Raw genomic sequence first — 15,839 nt, 5'->3', positions numbered from 1 at the left:
GGTTCGGGCGCCGCGGCGCGGCGGCGGTGGTCACGCCATGTCGTTCAGGTGACAGGCGCTCAGGTGGTTGATGGCGATTCCCTTCAAGGTGGGAACCTCGGTCTTGCAGCGCGGCATCGCATGCGGGCAGCGCGGATGGAAATGGCAGCCTCCCGGCGGATTCAGCGGGCTGGGGATCTCGCCCTTGATCGCGGTAAAGGTCTTGTGGCGCGACTTCAGGCTGGGGATCTCGGCCAGCAGGGCTTGCGTATACGGGTGGTTGGGATGGCGGAAGACTTCTTCCACGGTCGCCGTTTCCACCACGCGGCCCAGGTACATGATCACGACGCGGTCGGACAGGTGCTCGACCACGCCGAGGTCATGGCTGATGAAGAGATAGGTCAGGCCCAGGTCTTCGCGCAGGTCCATGAAAAGGTTCAGGATCTGCGCCTGGATCGACACGTCCAGCGCGGCCACGGCCTCGTCGCACACCAGCATGGTGGGCTGCACGGCCAGGGCGCGGGCGATGCCGATGCGCTGGCGCTGGCCGCCGCTGAACTGGTGCGGGTAACGCTGGCGCAGGGCCGGGTCCAGGCCGGCGCGTTCCAGCTGGGCGCTGACGTAGTCGTCGAAGTCGCCGTTGCCGACCAGGCCGTGGATGCGGGCCGCTTCGCCCACGATCTCGTCCACGCGCAGGCGAGGGTTGAGGCTGGCGTAGGGGTCCTGGAAGATCATCTGCACTTGCAGGCGCGCGGCATGGGCCTGGGCCGAGTTCATGTCGGCCGGGCGCACGCCGTTGATGCGGATCTCGCCGCCGGAGGGCGTCAAGAGGCCGGCCGCGATGCGGCCCAGCGTGGACTTGCCGCAGCCGGATTCGCCGACCAGGCCGACCACTTCGCCGGGGTTGACGATCAGGTCGACGTTGTCGACGGCGCGGGTCACGGCGGGCGGCTTGGACAGGCCCAGGCGCTGCATCGCGCGCGTGGCGGGGCCGGTGGGGCGTTCGCCGAAACGCTTGCTGACTTGGCTGAGATCAATCAGCGGGGTAGGGGCTGTCGTGCTCATGCCATTACCTCGCTGGTCTGGATCGTGGGATGGAAGCAGCGCACTTTGTGTTCGGGCAGGGCCTGGGTGATGCCGGGCTGCTGGCCGCAGGCGGCGGTGGCGCGCGAGCAGCGCGCCGCGAAGGCACAGCCCGCGGGCAGGTTGAGCAGGTTGGGCGTCATGCCGGGGATCTGGCGCAGGCGTTGGCCGCGCCGGTTGTTGCTGGGCAGGCTGTCTATCAGGCCCACGGTGTAGGGGTGCTGCGGACGGTCCAGCACGTCGTCGACGGTGCCGTGTTCGACGATGCGGCCGGCGTACATCACCGCCACGTCGTCGGCCAGGCCGGCCACCACCGACAGGTCATGGGTGATCCAGATCAGGCTGGTGCCGTGCTGCTGCGCGAGCTTCTGCACTTCGGACAGGATCTGCGCCTGGATGGTGACGTCCAGCGCGGTGGTGGGTTCGTCGGCGATGATCAGGTCGGGCCGGTGCAGCATGGCAATCGCGATGGCCACGCGCTGGCGCATGCCGCCGGACAGCTGATGCGGGTAGGCCAGCAGCCGCTCTTCGGGGCTGGGGATGCCCATCATGCCCAGGGTGTCGCGCGACAGGGCGCGGGCTTGCGCTGCGCTCATCTTGTTGTGCGCGCGCACGGTCTCGATCATTTGCGCGTCCACCCGCAGCACGGGGTTCAGCGTCATCATCGGATCCTGGAAGATCATGGCGATGCGGTTGCCCTGCAGCTTGCGCAGTTCGCGCGGCGCCAGCTTGGTCAGGTCGCGGCCCTGGAACAGCACTTCGCCGCCGACGATGCGGCCCGGCGCGTCGACCAGGCCCATGATGGAGAAGCCCGTGACGGACTTGCCCGAGCCGGACTCGCCGACCAGGCCCAGGATCTTGCCGCGTTCCAGCGTGAAGGAAACGTCGTCCACGGCGGGCAGCACGCCCGCGCGGGTATGGAAGTGGGTGCGCAGGTTGCGCACCTCCAGCGTCGGCGCGCCGGCAATATGGCGGTCGGCGCTCATTTGTGGGTCCTCGGGTTCAGCACGTCGCGCAGGCGGTCGCCCACCAGGTTGATCGCCACGATGGTGATCAGGAGCGCGATGCCGGGATAGAAGCTGATCCAGTATTCGCCGGACAGCATGGTCTGGAAGCCGTTGGAGATCAGCAGCCCCAGCGACGGTTCGGTCACGGGCACGCCCAGGCCCAGGAAGCTCAGGGTGGCTTCCAGCGTGATGGCGCGCGCGATCTGCAAAGTGCCGATGACGATCAGCGGCGGCAGGCAGTTGGGCAGGATGTGCTTCAACATGATGCGCCAGTTGGGGATGTCCAGGCAGCGGGCGGCTTCCACGTATTCGCGGCGGCGCTCGACCAGGGCCTGGCCGCGCGCGGTGCGGGCGTAGTAGGCCCATTCCAGGATCACCAGCGTCAGCACCACGTTGCCCACGCCCTTGCCCAGGTAGGCCAGGATCATCATGGCCACCAGGATGGACGGGAACGACAGGATCAGGTCGACCAGGCGCATGATCAGCGCGTCGACCTTGCCGCCGGCGTAGGCCGCAAGCAGGCCCAGCAGCGTGCCGACGATGCCGGCGATGACGGCCGAGCCCACGCCCACCATCAGGCTGATGCGCAGGCCGTACAGAATGCCCGAGAGCAGGTCGCGGCCCTGGCCGTCGGTGCCCAGCCAGTAGTGGAAGGTGTCCAGGCCGTTCATGCTGCCCGGCGGCAGGCGCGCGTCCAGCACGTCGATCTGCAGCAGGTCATAGGGGTTCTGCGGCGCGATCCAGGGCGCCAGGATGGCGGCCAGGATCAGCAACGTGGCAACCGTCAGGCCCAGCACCGCCGTCTTGGACGACATGAACTCGGCCAGGTTGCGCCGCCACGGCGATTCGCGGCGCAGCGCGGGAGTGGGGTTTGTCGATACGGCGCTCATGCCGAGGCCTCCAGCCGCACCCGCGGGTCCAGCACTTTATAAAGAATGTCCACGATCAGGTTCAGGGTCACGAACAGGCACACCACCACGATCAGGTAGGCCACGATGACGGGGCGGTCCAGTGCGTTCAGGCTGTCCAGGATCAGCTTGCCGGCGCCGGGCCAGGCGAAGATGCTTTCCGTGACCACGGCGAAGGCGATGGTGGAGCCCAGCTCCAGGCCCAGCACCGTCACCAGCGGAATCATGGTGTTGCGCAACACGTGCACACAGACCACGCGCATGGGCGACAGGCCCTTGGCGCGGGCGAACTTCACGAAGTCCAGCGGCAGCACGTCGCGCACGCCGGCGCGGGTCAGGCGGATCACGAGCGAAATCTTGAACAGCGACAGGTTGAACGCCGGCAGGATCAGGTGGCGCCAGCCGTCGGCCGTCAGCCAGGACCATTGGAAGCCCAGGAGCTCCACGGTTTCGCCGCGGCCGCTGGCCGGCAGCCAGCCCAGCGACACGCTGAAGGTCATGATCAGCATCAGCGCGATCCAGAACGTCGGCAGCGAGAAGCCGACGATGCTGCCCGCCATGATCATCTTGGCGAAACGGCTGTCCGGATACAGGCCGGCGTACAGGCCCAGCGGCAGGCCCACCACCACGGCCAGCATCATCGCGGCGATGGCCAGCTCGAACGTCGCCGGCAGGCGCTGGATCACCAGTTCCACGGCCGGGATGTTGTAGACGAAGCTATTGCCCAGATTGCCGTGCAGGGCGCCGTTCAGGAACGCCAGGTACTGTTCCCACAGCGGCTTGTCCAGGCCGAGTTCGGCGATGATGCGGGCGCGATCCACCTGGTCCACGTCCTGGCCGATCAGGATGTCCACCGGATTGCCGATGGCGTGCAGGCCCACGAAGACGATCAGCGTCATCAGGAAGACCACCACCGCGGCTTGCGCGATGCGGCGCAGCAACCAGCCCGTCATTGCGCGGTCTCCGCTTGCGGGGCCGGGGCCGGCGTCCATTCATCGCCGAATACCTCGGGTTCGGAGAACGCTTCCATATTGGCGTAGTGCGTCTCCACGTCCTCGCGATAGAACAGGCCGGCGATGCCTTGCGCCAGGCGCTTGGCGCCTTCGCTGATGGCCGGGATGTCGCCCGAGATCGTGCCTTGCGTCAGCGCGGCGGGGTAGGAGAAGCAATGCACGCGGTCCAGGCCGGGACAGGCGCCCGGGGTCTTTTCCTGAAGTTCGAACACGGCGCCCAGGTCGGGCGAATCATGCAGCTCCTGGTCTTCCTCGCCCGCCGGCGGCACGTAGCGGTCGCCCCAGGCGCGCACGTGCGGCGCCAGCGCGGCGAACTCCGGACGCACGGTCCAGTCGATGCGGAAACCCGTGGAGAAGATCAGGAAGTCCAGCACGAACACGCCCTTGGGCGTGGTGACGTGGATCTCGTCGCCGACCAGCGCCAGGTCCTGCACGCCGCAGCCCAGGTTGAAGCGGGCGTTGGGGTGGCGCGAGACGCGCAGCGTGCTGCCGCGGGGCGGCGGCACCTGGGCGGCGTTGATGTAGTGGCGGATCTTCCACTTCCATTCGTCGGGCAGGGTCAGGTGCCCATGGGTCAGGCCCGGATTGCCCGCACCCTTGCCCTTGTTGATGCGCGGAATGTCGTTGCGGCGGATCAGCAGGTCTACGCTGGCGGCGCCGGCTTCCAGCGCGGTGGCCGCGCTGTCCATGGCCGACGCGCCGGCACCTACCACGCCCACGCGCTTGCCGGCCAGGGTGTTGTAGTCCATCACGTCGGACGAATGCGCCCAGCGGTTGCGCGGCAGCTTCTTTGCAAAATCAGGCACATAGGCGCCGCCCAGGCCGTCGCGGCCGGTGGCCAGCACCACGCGGCGCGCCAGCACCGTGCTGCGTCCGGCGGGGGATTCGATGTCCAGCTGCACCAACTGGTCGGCGCGCGGCAGCACGGCCAGGATGCGGTGTTCGTTCTTCAGGTCCAGGTCCAGTGCGCGGCGGTACCAGCGCAGATAGTCCATCCATTGCAGGCGCGGAATCTTGTCCAGCGCTTCCCAGGCGTCAACGCCGAACTGCGCCTCGAACCAGGCGCGGAAGGTCAGCGCCGGCAGGCCCAGCGCGGGGCCGGTCAATTGCTTGGGCGAACGCAGGGTTTCCATGCGGGCGGTGGTGGCCCAGGGACCTTCATAGCCTTCGGGCGCCTGGTCGAAGATCGGGGCGTTGATGCCCAGGTGCTTGAGCGAGGCGGCCGCGGCCAGGCCGGCCATGCCGCCGCCGATGATGGCCACGTCCAGCACCGGCTGGCCGTCGACGAGGCGGGGCGTGACCCAGTTCTTGGCGGGCAGTTCCAGCCAGGACAGGTCTTGCCGCAGGCGCGCTTCCAGCGCGGCTAGGCCTTGCGGCGGGGTGGCGACAGGCTGATTCATATAGCAGGGGATTCCGTAAGAGGGGCGTCGTCGCCATAGATCGACTGCAGCAGGGCCGAATGCTCGGCGGCGTCGTGCAGGGCGAAGCCGGGCAGCAGGGCCGCGGCGGCTTGGGCGAGCGCGTCCGCCATGGCCTGGCAGGCCGGCGTCAGCGTTTGCGACTGCGGGGTGATGACCCCGAAGAAAAAGGGGATGTCCAGGTCGATGGGACGGATCGCCACGCCCGGCATGGGGGCGCCGTAGGCGGTGATCGGTTCCAGCACCGACACGCCCAGCCCGGCGCGCACGGCGGCCAGGGCGTTGACGGACGAGTTGGTTTCCATGGTGCCCAGCGTCTGGGCGTTCTGCGCCAGCGCGGCATCCAGGCGGCGGCGCAGGCGATAGGGATTGGCCATCGTGATCATGCGGCGCCCGGCCAGTGCGGCGACTGGCACCACGGCTTGTTGCGCCAGCGGATCGTTTTCCGGCAGCGCGACCACACAGGGCGCTTGCCCGATCCAGTGCACCGTCAGGCCGCGATGTTCCAGCGGCAGGCTGGTCGCGCCCAGTTGCGCGGCGCCGGATAGCACGGCGTGCACCACGCGCTCGGGCGAGGCGCTGCGCAATTGGATGCGCGCGGCGCCGACCCGGTCCTCGATGCGCTTGAGCGCGTCGGGCACCAGGCCCGCCGCCAGGGCGGAGGTGGCGGCCATCAGCAGCGGCTGGGCCTGGCCGCGCGCGATTTCATCGGCGCGGCTGCGGATCTGCTGCATGCCCGCCAACGCGCGCTCGACGTCGTCATACAGCAGGAAGCCCTGCTCGGTGGGCGTCACGCGCGGGCCGCTGCGCGCAAACAAGGGATAGCCGATCTCGGCTTCCAGTTCCTGCAACAACCGGCTGATCGCCGGCTGGGAGCGTCCCAATAGCCGGCCGGCAGCAGTGACGCTGCCCGTGGACATGACGGCCGCGAAGGCCTCGAGTTGACGAAGTTCCATCTGGTTTGATTTATGCCAAGGACGAATTCTTGCCCGGCAAGTATGCGCTTTGCAAATAATTAAAGAGCATAAGTAAATTCCCTGATGGGGTTTTCATCAGGGAATTTCATAACTGGTAGTTATTTCAAGGGTTTGCGGCGGTGGCGCCTGTACGCCGCGCCGGACAAAGAAAAAGCCCGCGTCGGCATTCGCGGGCTTTGCGAGCATTAACGGGAGAGAAGCGGCCAGCCTGGGGCGTCAAGAATGCCCGCGTCCCTCGCGCCGGTAATACAGATAGCGTTCGATTTCCGCCTGTTCCACCGCCGGTTCCAGCGAGCGCCACCTGACGACGTAGCCGCGATGCGCTGGCGGCATCCAGCCCAATACGGAGTACATCGTGACTTCGGTCTGGCCAGTATTGAATTCCGTCTCGAAGAATCCCTGGCGACCCGGCGGCTCGCTGCCGCAAATCCAGCTGGAATCTGGCATGGCGCTCTCCCGTACGGCTTCAATCCTACGCGCCGGCCCGGGAATTGGCATACGTTCTAGCCCCGATGCGGGTTGCGTCTACCTTGTGTTAGAAACACGGATGGGGCTCTTGCGGCATGATTGCCGCGATCTTTGCGAACCTTTGCAGTTCGATTTGGCGGATGCCGGTAGTATTCGTCCATCGAACCTCAGGAGCCCGTCATGCACAGTCAGCAACCCGCGCCCGAGCCGAACAAGCGCCGTTGGCCTTTCGGCTACGGTGAAGAGGAGTAGTCCGGCTGCCCTAGCCGATACGCTCAATCCGGTCGCCCGGACCGGACAACTCGTGATAGATGTCATCCAGATATTCGGCCAGCCCGTCTGCGGGCACATCGGCAGGAATGGCAATGTCCGCAGCCCGCACGCGCTTGCCGGCTTCCGAACGGTACACCGTCCACACCGCGCCCTCGCGCCGGATGTCGAGCTGAAACCTGCCGTAGATGTCGAATTTCATCGATGTCCCGAAAAAATCATGACCAGGCCAGTGCCAACTCGGCAGCCATGCTGCGCGTGAGTCCCAGAAGAGCCTGAGCGGCCGGGCTGAGCGTCTCGCCGCCGCGGGTCAATACTTCCAGGCTGCGGACGGCGCTTTGGTCGGCCAGGGGTACGATGGCCAATTTTGCGCTTGCCGTCACCGCCAGCGCGGGCAGGATGGTGACGCCGAAGCCTTGTTCGACAAAGGTCAGCAAGGAAGTGGTGTTGCGCACCGTCAGCAGCGAGGCTTCCACCAACGCGGCCACTTCCGGGGAGTCAAACCGGGCGCACAAGCCGTTTGCAATGAATTCCGCGGCGTCGATATCGCGCCAGCGCGCCTCGCGCCGCAATTTCGTCAGGTGGTGCCCGGCCGGACACACCAGCACGAAACGGTCTTCGAACAGGGGTTCGGTCACGATGCCGGGCAGGGGCGCCGGCAGCGTGGCTATGCCGAAATCGACCTCGCCATCGGCCACCGCCTTGCCCACCGCGGCCGAGTCTATGTCGCGCAGGTCGACCCGTACCTGCGGATACTGCCTGCGCATCAAGCCGATGACCTGGGGCAACAGCCGGATGGCCGCCGAGGGCACGGCGGCCACCTTGGCCGTTCCCAGCGCGCCGCTGGCATAGCGGACCATGTGGGCCACGGCCGAGTCGAATTCCGCAATGGCCCGCTGCGCCTGCGCGCGGACATAAAGGCCCAGGGGAGACAAGCGGATCTTGCGTTCGCCTTCGAACAAGGGGCCGCCCAGCTCCGACTCCAGCTGCTTCAAGGTCATGGAAAGCGCCGCCGGCGTACGGCCGACGCGGTCACCGGCCTGCGCCAGTTCGCCAGCATCGACCACGGCCATGAAAATGCGCAGATGCTCGAGTTTCATATTTAAGAAAATATTAAATAGAACGAAGTTATTTTAGTTTGACTGAATTCAAGCTGGAAATCTACAGTACCGCTCACTGCCATTCAAGGAAGCAAGCAATGAGCGCAAGCGCCTTACGCGTCGACGGACTGCAATACAGCAACTGGTCCGAGAAGATATTCCGCCAGCTGCGTGAAGGCGGCGTGGACGCGGTCCACGTCACCATCGCTTATCACGAGAACCTGCGCGAGATGATCCACAACATCGAACGCTGGAACCGGTGGTTCGAGCGCTATCCCGACCTGATCGTGCAGGCGCGCAGTGGCGACGACGTCAGGCGCGCCCGCGAGGCCGACCGCACCGCGATCATTTTCGGGCTGCAGAACCCGTCACCCATCGAAGACGACATCGGCCTGGTCGAGGTGGTGCACACGCTGGGCGTGCGCTTCATGCAGCTGACCTATAACAACCAGTCCTTGCTGGCTGCGGGCTGCTATGAAGCGGTCGACAGCGGCGTCACCCGCATGGGGCGCGAAGTGATCAAGGAAATGAACCGGGTCGGGCTGGTCATCGACATGAGCCATTCGGGCGAACGTTCCACGCTGGAGGCGATAGAACTGTCCGAGCGGCCCATCACCATCAGTCACGCCAATCCGCATTCATGGGCGCAGGCGCTGCGCAACAAGTCGGACACGGTGCTCAAGGCGCTGGCTGGCGCGGGCGGCATGTTCGGCTTTTCGCTGTATCCGCATCACCTCAAGAACAAATCGGCCTGTACCTTGGACGACTTCTGCGCCATGGTGGCGCGCACCGCGGATCTGGTGGGGGTGGAGCACCTGGGCCTGGGTTCGGACCTGTGCCAGGACCAGCCGGACTCGGTGGTCCAGTGGATGCGCACGGGCCGCTATACCAAGAACATCGACTACGGCGAAGGCTCGGCCGCGCAGCCGGGGTTTCCGCCGCAGCCCGGCTGGTTCCAGGACAGCCGGGATTTCAAGAACATCGAACAGGGCTTGCGCGCCACGGGGTTTTCAGCGGACGAGGTGGCGCTATTGATGGGCGGCAACTGGATGCGCTTCTTCGATGCAAGCTTCGGCCCGCAAGCCACTACTACCCGCAATCCCTGAACGGTCGCAACCTCGGAGCACTTACATGAAGAACGCCATTCGCATCCTTGCGTGCGCCACGCTGGCGCTGGGCGCCGTCTGCAACGCCAGCGCGCAGGACTTTCCCAACAAAAGCATACAGATCGTCGTGCCGTTCCCGCCGGGCGGCGTGGCCGATCTGGTCGTGCGCACTGTCGCGCAAAAGCTGGGCCAGGACGTCAAGCAGCCCGTGCTGGTGGTGAACAAGCCCGGCGCCAGCGGCATCATCGGGGCCGAGTTCGTGGCCCGCGCGCCGGCGGACGGCTACACGCTGCTGTTGGCCAACCTGCCGATCATGTCGATCAATGAACTGCAGTACAGCAGCCTGCCGTACTCCGCCACGCGGGACTTCGCGCCCGTGATCCTGTTGGCCGATCAACCCTACATCATCGCCACCGGCAACGCCGTGCCCGCCAAGACGATGAAGGAGTTCATCGCCTATGCCAAGGACAAGCCGGACACGCTGACTTTCGGTTCCGCGTCCAGCTCGACCTTTCTGGCCGGCGAACTGTTCAAGCAGCGGGCGGGCATCCGCATGGCGCACATCCCCTACAAGGGCAGCGCACCCGCCATCAACGATCTGCTTGGCGGACACATCAGTCTGATCCTGGATCCGGTGATCACCTTGCTGCCGCACGTCCAGGCCGGCAAGCTGCGGGCCCTGGCGGTCACTTCGTCCGAACGGATAGATACGGCGCCGGACATTCCCAGCTACAAGGAAGTCGGCCTGGTGGATATGGACATCACTTCGTGGCAGGGCATCGTCGCTCCGGCCGGTACACCCGAGGCAGTCGTCAAGAAACTCAACGAGGACTTCAACCGGGCCTTGCAGTCGCCCGAAGTGGCCTCGCGCCTGAAAGAGCAGGGGGTAAGCACCAAGGGCGGCTCGGCCCAGGCCTTTACCGATTTCGTCGCGGCCGAAAACAAGCGCTGGGCGACGCTGGCCAAACAAGTCAACTTCCTGCCCGGCAGTTTGTGATGAGCATCCTGACCGGAGCCGATGCGCGTTTGCAGGCCCTGGGCCTGGCCTTGCCCCAGCCTACGCCGACGCACTATGCCTATCTGCCGGCGCTGCGGCACGGCGGCACGGTGTACGTCGCAGGGCAGATTCCGAAGCTCAGCGCGGACCAGTTGCTGGTTCAAGGCGCGGTGGGTGAGCAGGTCGGCGAAGCACAGGCGCGCGAGGCCGTGCGCCTGTGCGTGCTGCATGCGCTGTCGTGGGTTGCCCATCACGCGCAGGGCAGCCTGGACTCGGTGGAGCAGGTATTGCGCGTCAACTACTTCTTCCAGGTGGGCGAGCGCGCCAGCACGCGGCTATCCGCCATTGCCGATACCGGATCGGAACTGCTGGTCGCGATCTTCGGCCGCCAGGGCGAGCATGCGCGCTCGGTCATTGGCGTGCGCGAGCTGCCGCGCAATGCGCCGGCGCTGGTCAGCATGGACGTGGCCCTGGCGGTCGCAGACTCCTCGCGTATGCCGGCCGGCTGAGGCCGCTGCCGGCCCCACGCAGTGCTTGCTCAGCGCTTGGGCAGCACGAACTCCACGCGCCGGTTCTGCGCCCGTCCTTGCGGATTGTCCGAACCGTTGGCCAGCCGGTTCGACTGGATCGGCTGGGTATCGCCCAGTCCCTTGACCGTCAGCCGCGACTTGTCCACGCCATGGCTTGCCAACCATTGCGCCACCGCCTGCGCGCGGCGTAACGACAGATCCTTGTTGTACGAGGCCGAACCCTTGGAGTCGGTGTGGCCTTCGATGCCGACGGTGCCGGCCGAACTGGATTTGATCAGGCTGGCGATGTCACGCAGCGTAGGTTCGGCGGCGGGGCGTATCGTGGTCTTGTCGAAATCGAACAGCACATCGCCCAGCATGGCGACGGTCACGGCGTTCTTGTCTTGCCGCACCGACAGGCCGTCGTGGCGCGCGGCCAGTCCGTCTATCTGCGCGTTCAGGTCCGATATGCCGCCGCTGGCATCGGCAGGCAATCCCTTCAGGTCCAGGATGGTGGCCTGCAGATCCAGGATCTCGGCCTTATAGGGAGGCTCCTGCGCCCAGGAGCCGCTGGCGGCGGCGAGCAGCGCCGCGGCCAGGAGAGTCGGCGCGCGCGTGGCGGCGGCCATGGTCAGCGGTCGGTGATCTTGATGGCGTCGAAGGTCTCCACGCCCGGGATGGTCAGCGAAACCTCCTTGATTTCCTTGGGCGGGGCAGGGAACTTGCCCTGCCAGGAACCGGCCATGGGGGTGTCCTTGGACGTGCGGATGAGCAGCTTGGGATTGGTCAGCGGCTTGTCGTTGCTGTCTTTCAGCAGCAGGTGCTTCTTGTTGCCGGCGATGACGTAGAAGCTGTTGGCGTAGTCGTCCTTGCTGATCTGCGAGTAGATCATTTCCGTCTTGCCGTCGACGATGGGCTTGAACCGGATCTTGATGGACAGGATGTCGCCGCTGCGCACCGCTTCGATGACCTGGCCTTCCGCGCTGCCGGAATCGGTCAGGCCGGTGGCCAGGGGCGCGGGAGCGTCGGCCTGGCCTTGCGCCATGGCGGTCTGGGCGGCTGCCGCCACCATCATGCCCAAACCGAGGGCACAGGCGGCGGCTGTCTTTCTGATCGGAATCACGATAAGCATCCTTTGTCGTTGAAAACCATTCAGGGCAGGGCATCCGGACCAGGACTCATCCTTTTGGTCCCGTCCAAAGTCCAACGCAAGATGGTCCAACTTTCAGGCGCTTATTTCAGTTTGATGTTTTTCCAAGACGTTACGGAATCTAGCCGGCACAAGCCTCATCCGCCGCGGTGCCCGTGGTAGCGCGGTGCGGCGACGCTGCGGACGTTTTCCTTGTGCTGCGAGCCGACCAGGGCCTTGCGCCGGGCTTCCTCATGCTGTTGATCCGCGCGGGCGCGTTCCTTGTCGGCATGCGTGTCTGGCGCGGTGTGGGAGGGATTGGGGTGGGGAGTGTTGGGCGTCATGGTGCGTACCTATCAAGCAGGTGACGCGGCATATGCCGCTTTTCCACATTACGCCCCTCATCCGTGTTTCTCAAGCTGCGGCTACGGCGCTTTTTTTGATTGTGGCAGCGCAATGTTTGAGCATTTGTAGTGGCCGCGGCAGCACAATGGTCCTGCGCTGGTTTCCCAGATGTTCTTCTTTCAGGAGAGCCTCATGTGCGACTGTTCCTCTTTCGCCCATTCCCCGCAATTCAACCGCCGCCGCCTGCTGTTCGGCGCCGCAGCGATCGCCGCGGCCGGCGGTTCAGGCTGGCTGGGCGATGCCCAAGCCGCCGTGCCGACAAACGATATCGGCCCCGACGAGGCCCTGAAACGCCTGATGGCCGGCAATGCCCGCTACGCCGCCAACAAGCCGAACATGCGGGACTATTCCGCGGGACGCGCCGCTCGCGCCGTGAAGCAAAAGCCCATCGCCGCCATCCTGGGCTGTTCGGACTCGCGGGTGGCGCCGGAACTGGCTTTCGACCAAGGGCCGGGCGACCTCTTCATCGTGCGCGTGGCCGGCAACTTCGTGAACGAAGACGGCCTGGCCAGCCTGGAGTACGGCACGCTGGTCCTGCGCGCGCCGCTCATCCTGGTGCTGGGCCACGACAACTGCGGCGCGGTGGACGCGACGGTGAAGGCGTGGCAGGACAAGACGGAATTCCCTGGCCATCTGCCTGCGCTGGTGAACACGATCAAGCCCGCTGTCGAGATCGCGAGCAAGTCGGGCGCAAGGGATCTGATATTGGCTGCCGTGCAGGCCAATGTGCGCCTTGCGGTTGAACGCCTGAAGACTGCGCAGCCGCTGTTGCAAGAGATGGTGCAACAGAAAAAGTTGGGAGTGGTGGGCGGCGTGTACAGCCTGGCAACGGGCAAGGTGACGTTGGTCTGACGCCAGCGCCGGGGTCGGCTGAATTCCAGCGCCGGCCGGCCTCGAACTGGTGAGAATTGCTGAGCTTTAATCGTTTTTCCCTTCGTAATATCCGATGAAAGGATATTGAAAGGGGAAGAGGCATGGGGGCGTGCGAAAAATGCGAGGCTATCGTCAGGGACCGGCGCGACGCGCCTGGTCATGACAGCCTGATCAGCCTGGGAGTGGTGCGATCGACGGGGCAGCAGCAACGCGGCGTGCAGCACGAGGCGTACACCTGTGCGGTGTGCGGCACGGATTGGGATTATCTCTACGACAAGCGCGACCCGGCTTCGGGGTGGCGCCGCTCCGATGCGGGCGTGCACACGGAAACGGCCGAAGCGCCTTTGGCGAGAGCCGTCGGCGCCGCGTAGCGTGGCGCGCCGTATTTAATCAGATACCTTTCCTGCGTTGGCTCAGCGGCCGGCGCGGCTACATCTGCATCTTCTTCTTGCCCAATAGCGTCAGCGCCAGGCTGCGGCCGGTGCGCATGAAGGGGTAGAGCGCCGTCGACAGGCAGGGGTTGCGGAACACGGCCGCGTTGACGCTGTTGAACAGGTCGTTGCCGGTACTGATCAGCGCCAGGCGGTTGATGCAGTCCGCGCCCCAGTAGTCCTGCCCGTCCAGGTGCAGCAGCATGCCCTGGTTCAGATCGTAGCCTTGTGCCTTATAGGCCACCGCCAGGTCTGGGTGGTCGCGCATGTTCAGCAGGTCGATGGGGCCGACGGCCTTCTGCAGTTGCAGCATCCGCACGTAGTTCGAGCAGAAAGGGCAGTCTCCGTCGTAGAGCAGGAAGTTCTTTGCGATGGCCATGATGCACCGTGTGGAAATGCGCGGGCGCGAAAGGCGCGCCTGCCTCTTACATCCGATTAAAACGCATATCGCGGCAAGCGCCCACCGCCCGCATCGCGGCGCGGGTTTCAGCGCATCTGGCGCACGCCGTGGCCCAGGCGCCGGCGCAGCAGGTTGCGCAGCGTGACGCCGTCGGCATAGCCGACTTGCGCCGCGATCTGCTCCAGCGATTGGTTGCTGGTCTTCAGCAAATGGGCCGCGCGCTCTACGCGCAGGTCCTGGAAGAACGACAGCGGGCTCTTGCCAAGGACCTCCTGCATGCGGCGCGCCAGCGTGCGCTTGCTGGCGCCCAGCGCCTGCGCCGCGGCGTCCAGCGAGAATCCCTGCGCAAGATGCGCGCGGGCCCAGCGCTCGAAGGCCTGTACCATCGGCTCGGCATGCGTCAGGTGATCGGTAATGACATAGGCCGACTGCGAGGGCCGCTGGTCCACGATCAGATAGCGCGCCACCAGCGCGGCCAGCTCCGGGCTGGCCTGGCGCACCAGCCACAGCGCCATGTCCATGTGGCTGAGCGCCGCGCCTGCGGTCAGCAGCGACGACGAACGCACCAGCATGCGTTCGTCCTCCAGGTCCACCGCCGGATAGCGCTGCCTGAACAACGGGGCCAGCCACCAGGTGGTGGTGGCCTTGTGGCCGTCCAGCAGGCCGGATTCCGCCAGCACAAAGGTGCCGATGCAGGCTGCGGCGGTGTTCGCGCCGGGCGCGCGCTGCCGCAGCATGCGGCCGGCGTCGCGCACGTCGGCGCGGTCCAGCGCGGGCAGCAGGGTTTCGGGCATCTTGCAGGCAATGGCGGGGATCACGAGCCAGTCCGGGTCCGACGGGTCCGGGCTACCCGAGACGGGCACGCCGAATCCCTGTGCGGTACGCACCTTGCGGCGCATGCCGACGATCCGCGCGTCGAACGGCCGGACCGGTTCGGGCAGCAGCGGCGCCAGCTCGTTGGCCGTGGTGAACACGTCCAGGATGGCCGACAGGCCGGTATCGAACACGCCCTCCAGGGCCAGGATCTGGATCTTCATGGCAAGAACGCTATCAAAGATGTCAAAACCGCCAATATTAATAAGGCCCGCCCGGACGCACAATGCCGCTGTCTGATCGCGAGCGCAAGCGTGCGCCGCGTCTTGCCGGAGCCTTATCTTGTCTTTTGAAAACCTGCTTGCCCTGACGGTATTCGCCTTCGTGACCTCGGTATCGCCAGGGCCTAGCAACGTCATGCTGATGACCTCGGGCGCAAACTTCGGCTTCGGCCGGACGCTGCCCCAAGTGCTGGGCATCACAGCCGGCTTCACTTCGCTGCTGCTTGGGGTAGGCCTGGGCCTGGGTGCGCTGTTCCACGCCTGGCCGGCCCTGTCGGCGGGACTGAAGGTTGGGGGCGCGGCCTATCTGCTGTACCTGGCATGGCGCATAGCCCTATCGCGTTCCATCGGTGCGGGACAGGCGTCCGCCAGGCCGCTCACGTTCATTGAGTCGGCCTTGTTCCAATGGATCAATCCCAAGGCCTGGATCGTGGCGCTGGCCGCGGTTGCGGTCTATGTGGATGCCGCGGCGCCCTGGGCGTCGCTGGCGTGGATGTGCCTGGTGTTCGCGGTGGTGAACGTGCCCAGCGTTTCGCTGTGGGCGGGCTTCGGCGTGGCGCTGCGCGGATTCCTGGCGCAGCCTGGAAGGCTGAAGTGGTTCAACATCGGCATGGGAACGCTGCTGGCGCTGACATTGTGGCCGATGCTGCGGTGAGCAAGGCCGGTGGCAGC

Annotated in this window: 20 protein-coding genes; 6 read left to right on the top strand and 14 right to left on the bottom strand. The window is 65.8% G+C overall.

The annotated features are described in order from the left end of the window. Nucleotides 1-30 precede the first annotated feature (30 nt). The 9 genes from HV766_RS13850 to HV766_RS13810 all read right to left on the bottom strand — a co-directional run bounded on the left by HV766_RS13850 (nt 31) and on the right by HV766_RS13810 (nt 8,223). Nucleotides 31-1,044: an ABC transporter ATP-binding protein gene (locus HV766_RS13850; protein ID WP_059373250.1), complete on the bottom strand. Its 1,014-nt coding sequence runs from the start codon at nt 1,042-1,044 to the stop codon at nt 31-33. Then, entirely contained in the window at nt 1,041-2,048 is a 1,008-nt protein-coding gene (locus HV766_RS13845) for an ABC transporter ATP-binding protein (RefSeq protein ID WP_059373245.1), read from the bottom strand. Before HV766_RS13845 ends, HV766_RS13850 begins: the two co-directional genes overlap by 4 nt. Then, the gene (locus HV766_RS13840) at nt 2,045-2,959 is read right to left on the bottom strand and encodes an ABC transporter permease (protein ID WP_119451331.1); all 915 of its coding nucleotides are present in this window, start codon (nt 2,957-2,959) and stop codon (nt 2,045-2,047) included. Before HV766_RS13840 ends, HV766_RS13845 begins: the two co-directional genes overlap by 4 nt. Further along, entirely contained in the window at nt 2,956-3,930 is a 975-nt protein-coding gene (locus HV766_RS13835) for an ABC transporter permease (protein WP_175181336.1), read from the bottom strand. The genes HV766_RS13840 and HV766_RS13835 overlap by 4 nt, the downstream gene beginning before the upstream one ends. After that, nucleotides 3,927-5,390: a flavin-containing monooxygenase gene (locus HV766_RS13830; RefSeq protein ID WP_175181335.1), complete on the bottom strand. Its 1,464-nt coding sequence runs from the start codon at nt 5,388-5,390 to the stop codon at nt 3,927-3,929. Before HV766_RS13830 ends, HV766_RS13835 begins: the two co-directional genes overlap by 4 nt. After that, nucleotides 5,387-6,364: a LysR family transcriptional regulator gene (locus tag HV766_RS13825; RefSeq protein ID WP_054456317.1), complete on the bottom strand. Its 978-nt coding sequence runs from the start codon at nt 6,362-6,364 to the stop codon at nt 5,387-5,389. Before HV766_RS13825 ends, HV766_RS13830 begins: the two co-directional genes overlap by 4 nt. A gap of 237 nt (nt 6,365-6,601) precedes the next feature. Next, complete coding sequence (locus HV766_RS13820; protein WP_054456318.1) at nt 6,602-6,832, bottom strand: hypothetical protein; 231 nt, start codon at nt 6,830-6,832, stop codon at nt 6,602-6,604. Between the two features lie 283 nt (nt 6,833-7,115). Then, nucleotides 7,116-7,325, bottom strand: a complete 210-nt coding sequence (locus tag HV766_RS13815; protein ID WP_175181334.1) for a DUF7661 family protein — start codon at nt 7,323-7,325, stop codon at nt 7,116-7,118. A 16-nt stretch (nt 7,326-7,341) separates the two neighbouring features. Continuing rightward, nucleotides 7,342-8,223 carry a LysR family transcriptional regulator gene (locus HV766_RS13810; protein ID WP_175181333.1) on the bottom strand — a complete coding sequence of 294 codons (882 nt, stop codon included), beginning with the start codon at nt 8,221-8,223 and terminating at the stop codon, nt 7,342-7,344. A 98-nt stretch (nt 8,224-8,321) separates the two neighbouring features. On the opposite strand from HV766_RS13810, the gene HV766_RS13805 reads away from it, so the two are divergent. The 3 genes from HV766_RS13805 to HV766_RS13795 are packed head-to-tail and all read left to right on the top strand — an operon-like array spanning nt 8,322 to nt 10,835. Further along, nucleotides 8,322-9,329 carry a membrane dipeptidase gene (locus HV766_RS13805; RefSeq protein WP_175181332.1) on the top strand — a complete coding sequence of 336 codons (1,008 nt, stop codon included), beginning with the start codon at nt 8,322-8,324 and terminating at the stop codon, nt 9,327-9,329. A 25-nt stretch (nt 9,330-9,354) separates the two neighbouring features. Beyond that, nucleotides 9,355-10,326 (top strand): Bug family tripartite tricarboxylate transporter substrate binding protein, encoded by a 972-nt coding sequence (locus tag HV766_RS13800; protein ID WP_054456322.1) that lies wholly within the window; start codon nt 9,355-9,357, stop codon nt 10,324-10,326. Further along, the gene (locus tag HV766_RS13795) at nt 10,326-10,835 is read left to right on the top strand and encodes a RidA family protein (RefSeq protein WP_175181331.1); all 510 of its coding nucleotides are present in this window, start codon (nt 10,326-10,328) and stop codon (nt 10,833-10,835) included. Before HV766_RS13800 ends, HV766_RS13795 begins: the two co-directional genes overlap by 1 nt. A gap of 29 nt (nt 10,836-10,864) precedes the next feature. Here the strand turns inward: HV766_RS13795 and HV766_RS13790 are convergent, their stop codons facing one another. The 3 genes from HV766_RS13790 to HV766_RS13780 form a co-directional block, all read right to left on the bottom strand. Then, a complete protein-coding gene (locus HV766_RS13790; protein WP_054456324.1) occupies nt 10,865-11,464 on the bottom strand; it encodes an OmpA family protein in 600 nt (199 codons plus the stop codon). A gap of 2 nt (nt 11,465-11,466) precedes the next feature. Next, a complete protein-coding gene (locus HV766_RS13785; RefSeq protein WP_254593315.1) occupies nt 11,467-11,967 on the bottom strand; it encodes a hypothetical protein in 501 nt (166 codons plus the stop codon). A 155-nt stretch (nt 11,968-12,122) separates the two neighbouring features. Beyond that, the gene (locus HV766_RS13780; protein ID WP_054456325.1) at nt 12,123-12,308 is read right to left on the bottom strand and encodes a hypothetical protein; all 186 of its coding nucleotides are present in this window, start codon (nt 12,306-12,308) and stop codon (nt 12,123-12,125) included. A 193-nt stretch (nt 12,309-12,501) separates the two neighbouring features. Between HV766_RS13780 and HV766_RS13775 the strand changes: the two genes are divergently transcribed. Next, nucleotides 12,502-13,221 carry a carbonic anhydrase gene (locus HV766_RS13775; RefSeq protein ID WP_175181330.1) on the top strand — a complete coding sequence of 240 codons (720 nt, stop codon included), beginning with the start codon at nt 12,502-12,504 and terminating at the stop codon, nt 13,219-13,221. 203 nt (nt 13,222-13,424) lie between these two features. After that, nucleotides 13,425-13,613 (top strand): hypothetical protein, encoded by a 189-nt coding sequence (locus HV766_RS13770; RefSeq protein WP_244300685.1) that lies wholly within the window; start codon nt 13,425-13,427, stop codon nt 13,611-13,613. Nucleotides 13,614-13,671: 58 nt separating this feature from the next. Here the strand turns inward: HV766_RS13770 and HV766_RS13765 are convergent, their stop codons facing one another. Both HV766_RS13765 and HV766_RS13760 read right to left on the bottom strand, forming a co-directional pair. After that, complete coding sequence (locus HV766_RS13765; protein ID WP_013394373.1) at nt 13,672-14,052, bottom strand: DCC1-like thiol-disulfide oxidoreductase family protein; 381 nt, start codon at nt 14,050-14,052, stop codon at nt 13,672-13,674. Between the two features lie 107 nt (nt 14,053-14,159). Then, complete coding sequence (locus HV766_RS13760; RefSeq protein ID WP_175181329.1) at nt 14,160-15,110, bottom strand: GlxA family transcriptional regulator; 951 nt, start codon at nt 15,108-15,110, stop codon at nt 14,160-14,162. 118 nt (nt 15,111-15,228) lie between these two features. On the opposite strand from HV766_RS13760, the gene HV766_RS13755 reads away from it, so the two are divergent. Beyond that, entirely contained in the window at nt 15,229-15,822 is a 594-nt protein-coding gene (locus tag HV766_RS13755; protein WP_175181328.1) for a LysE family translocator, read from the top strand. Nucleotides 15,823-15,839: the final 17 nt, after the last annotated feature.

This window comes from Achromobacter aegrifaciens (assembly GCF_902859735.1).
Classification (GTDB): Bacteria; Pseudomonadota; Gammaproteobacteria; order Burkholderiales; family Burkholderiaceae_B; genus Achromobacter; species Achromobacter aegrifaciens.
Note: the sequence above shows the minus strand (reverse complement) of the source record. Positions and strands in the feature narration are given on the sequence as shown.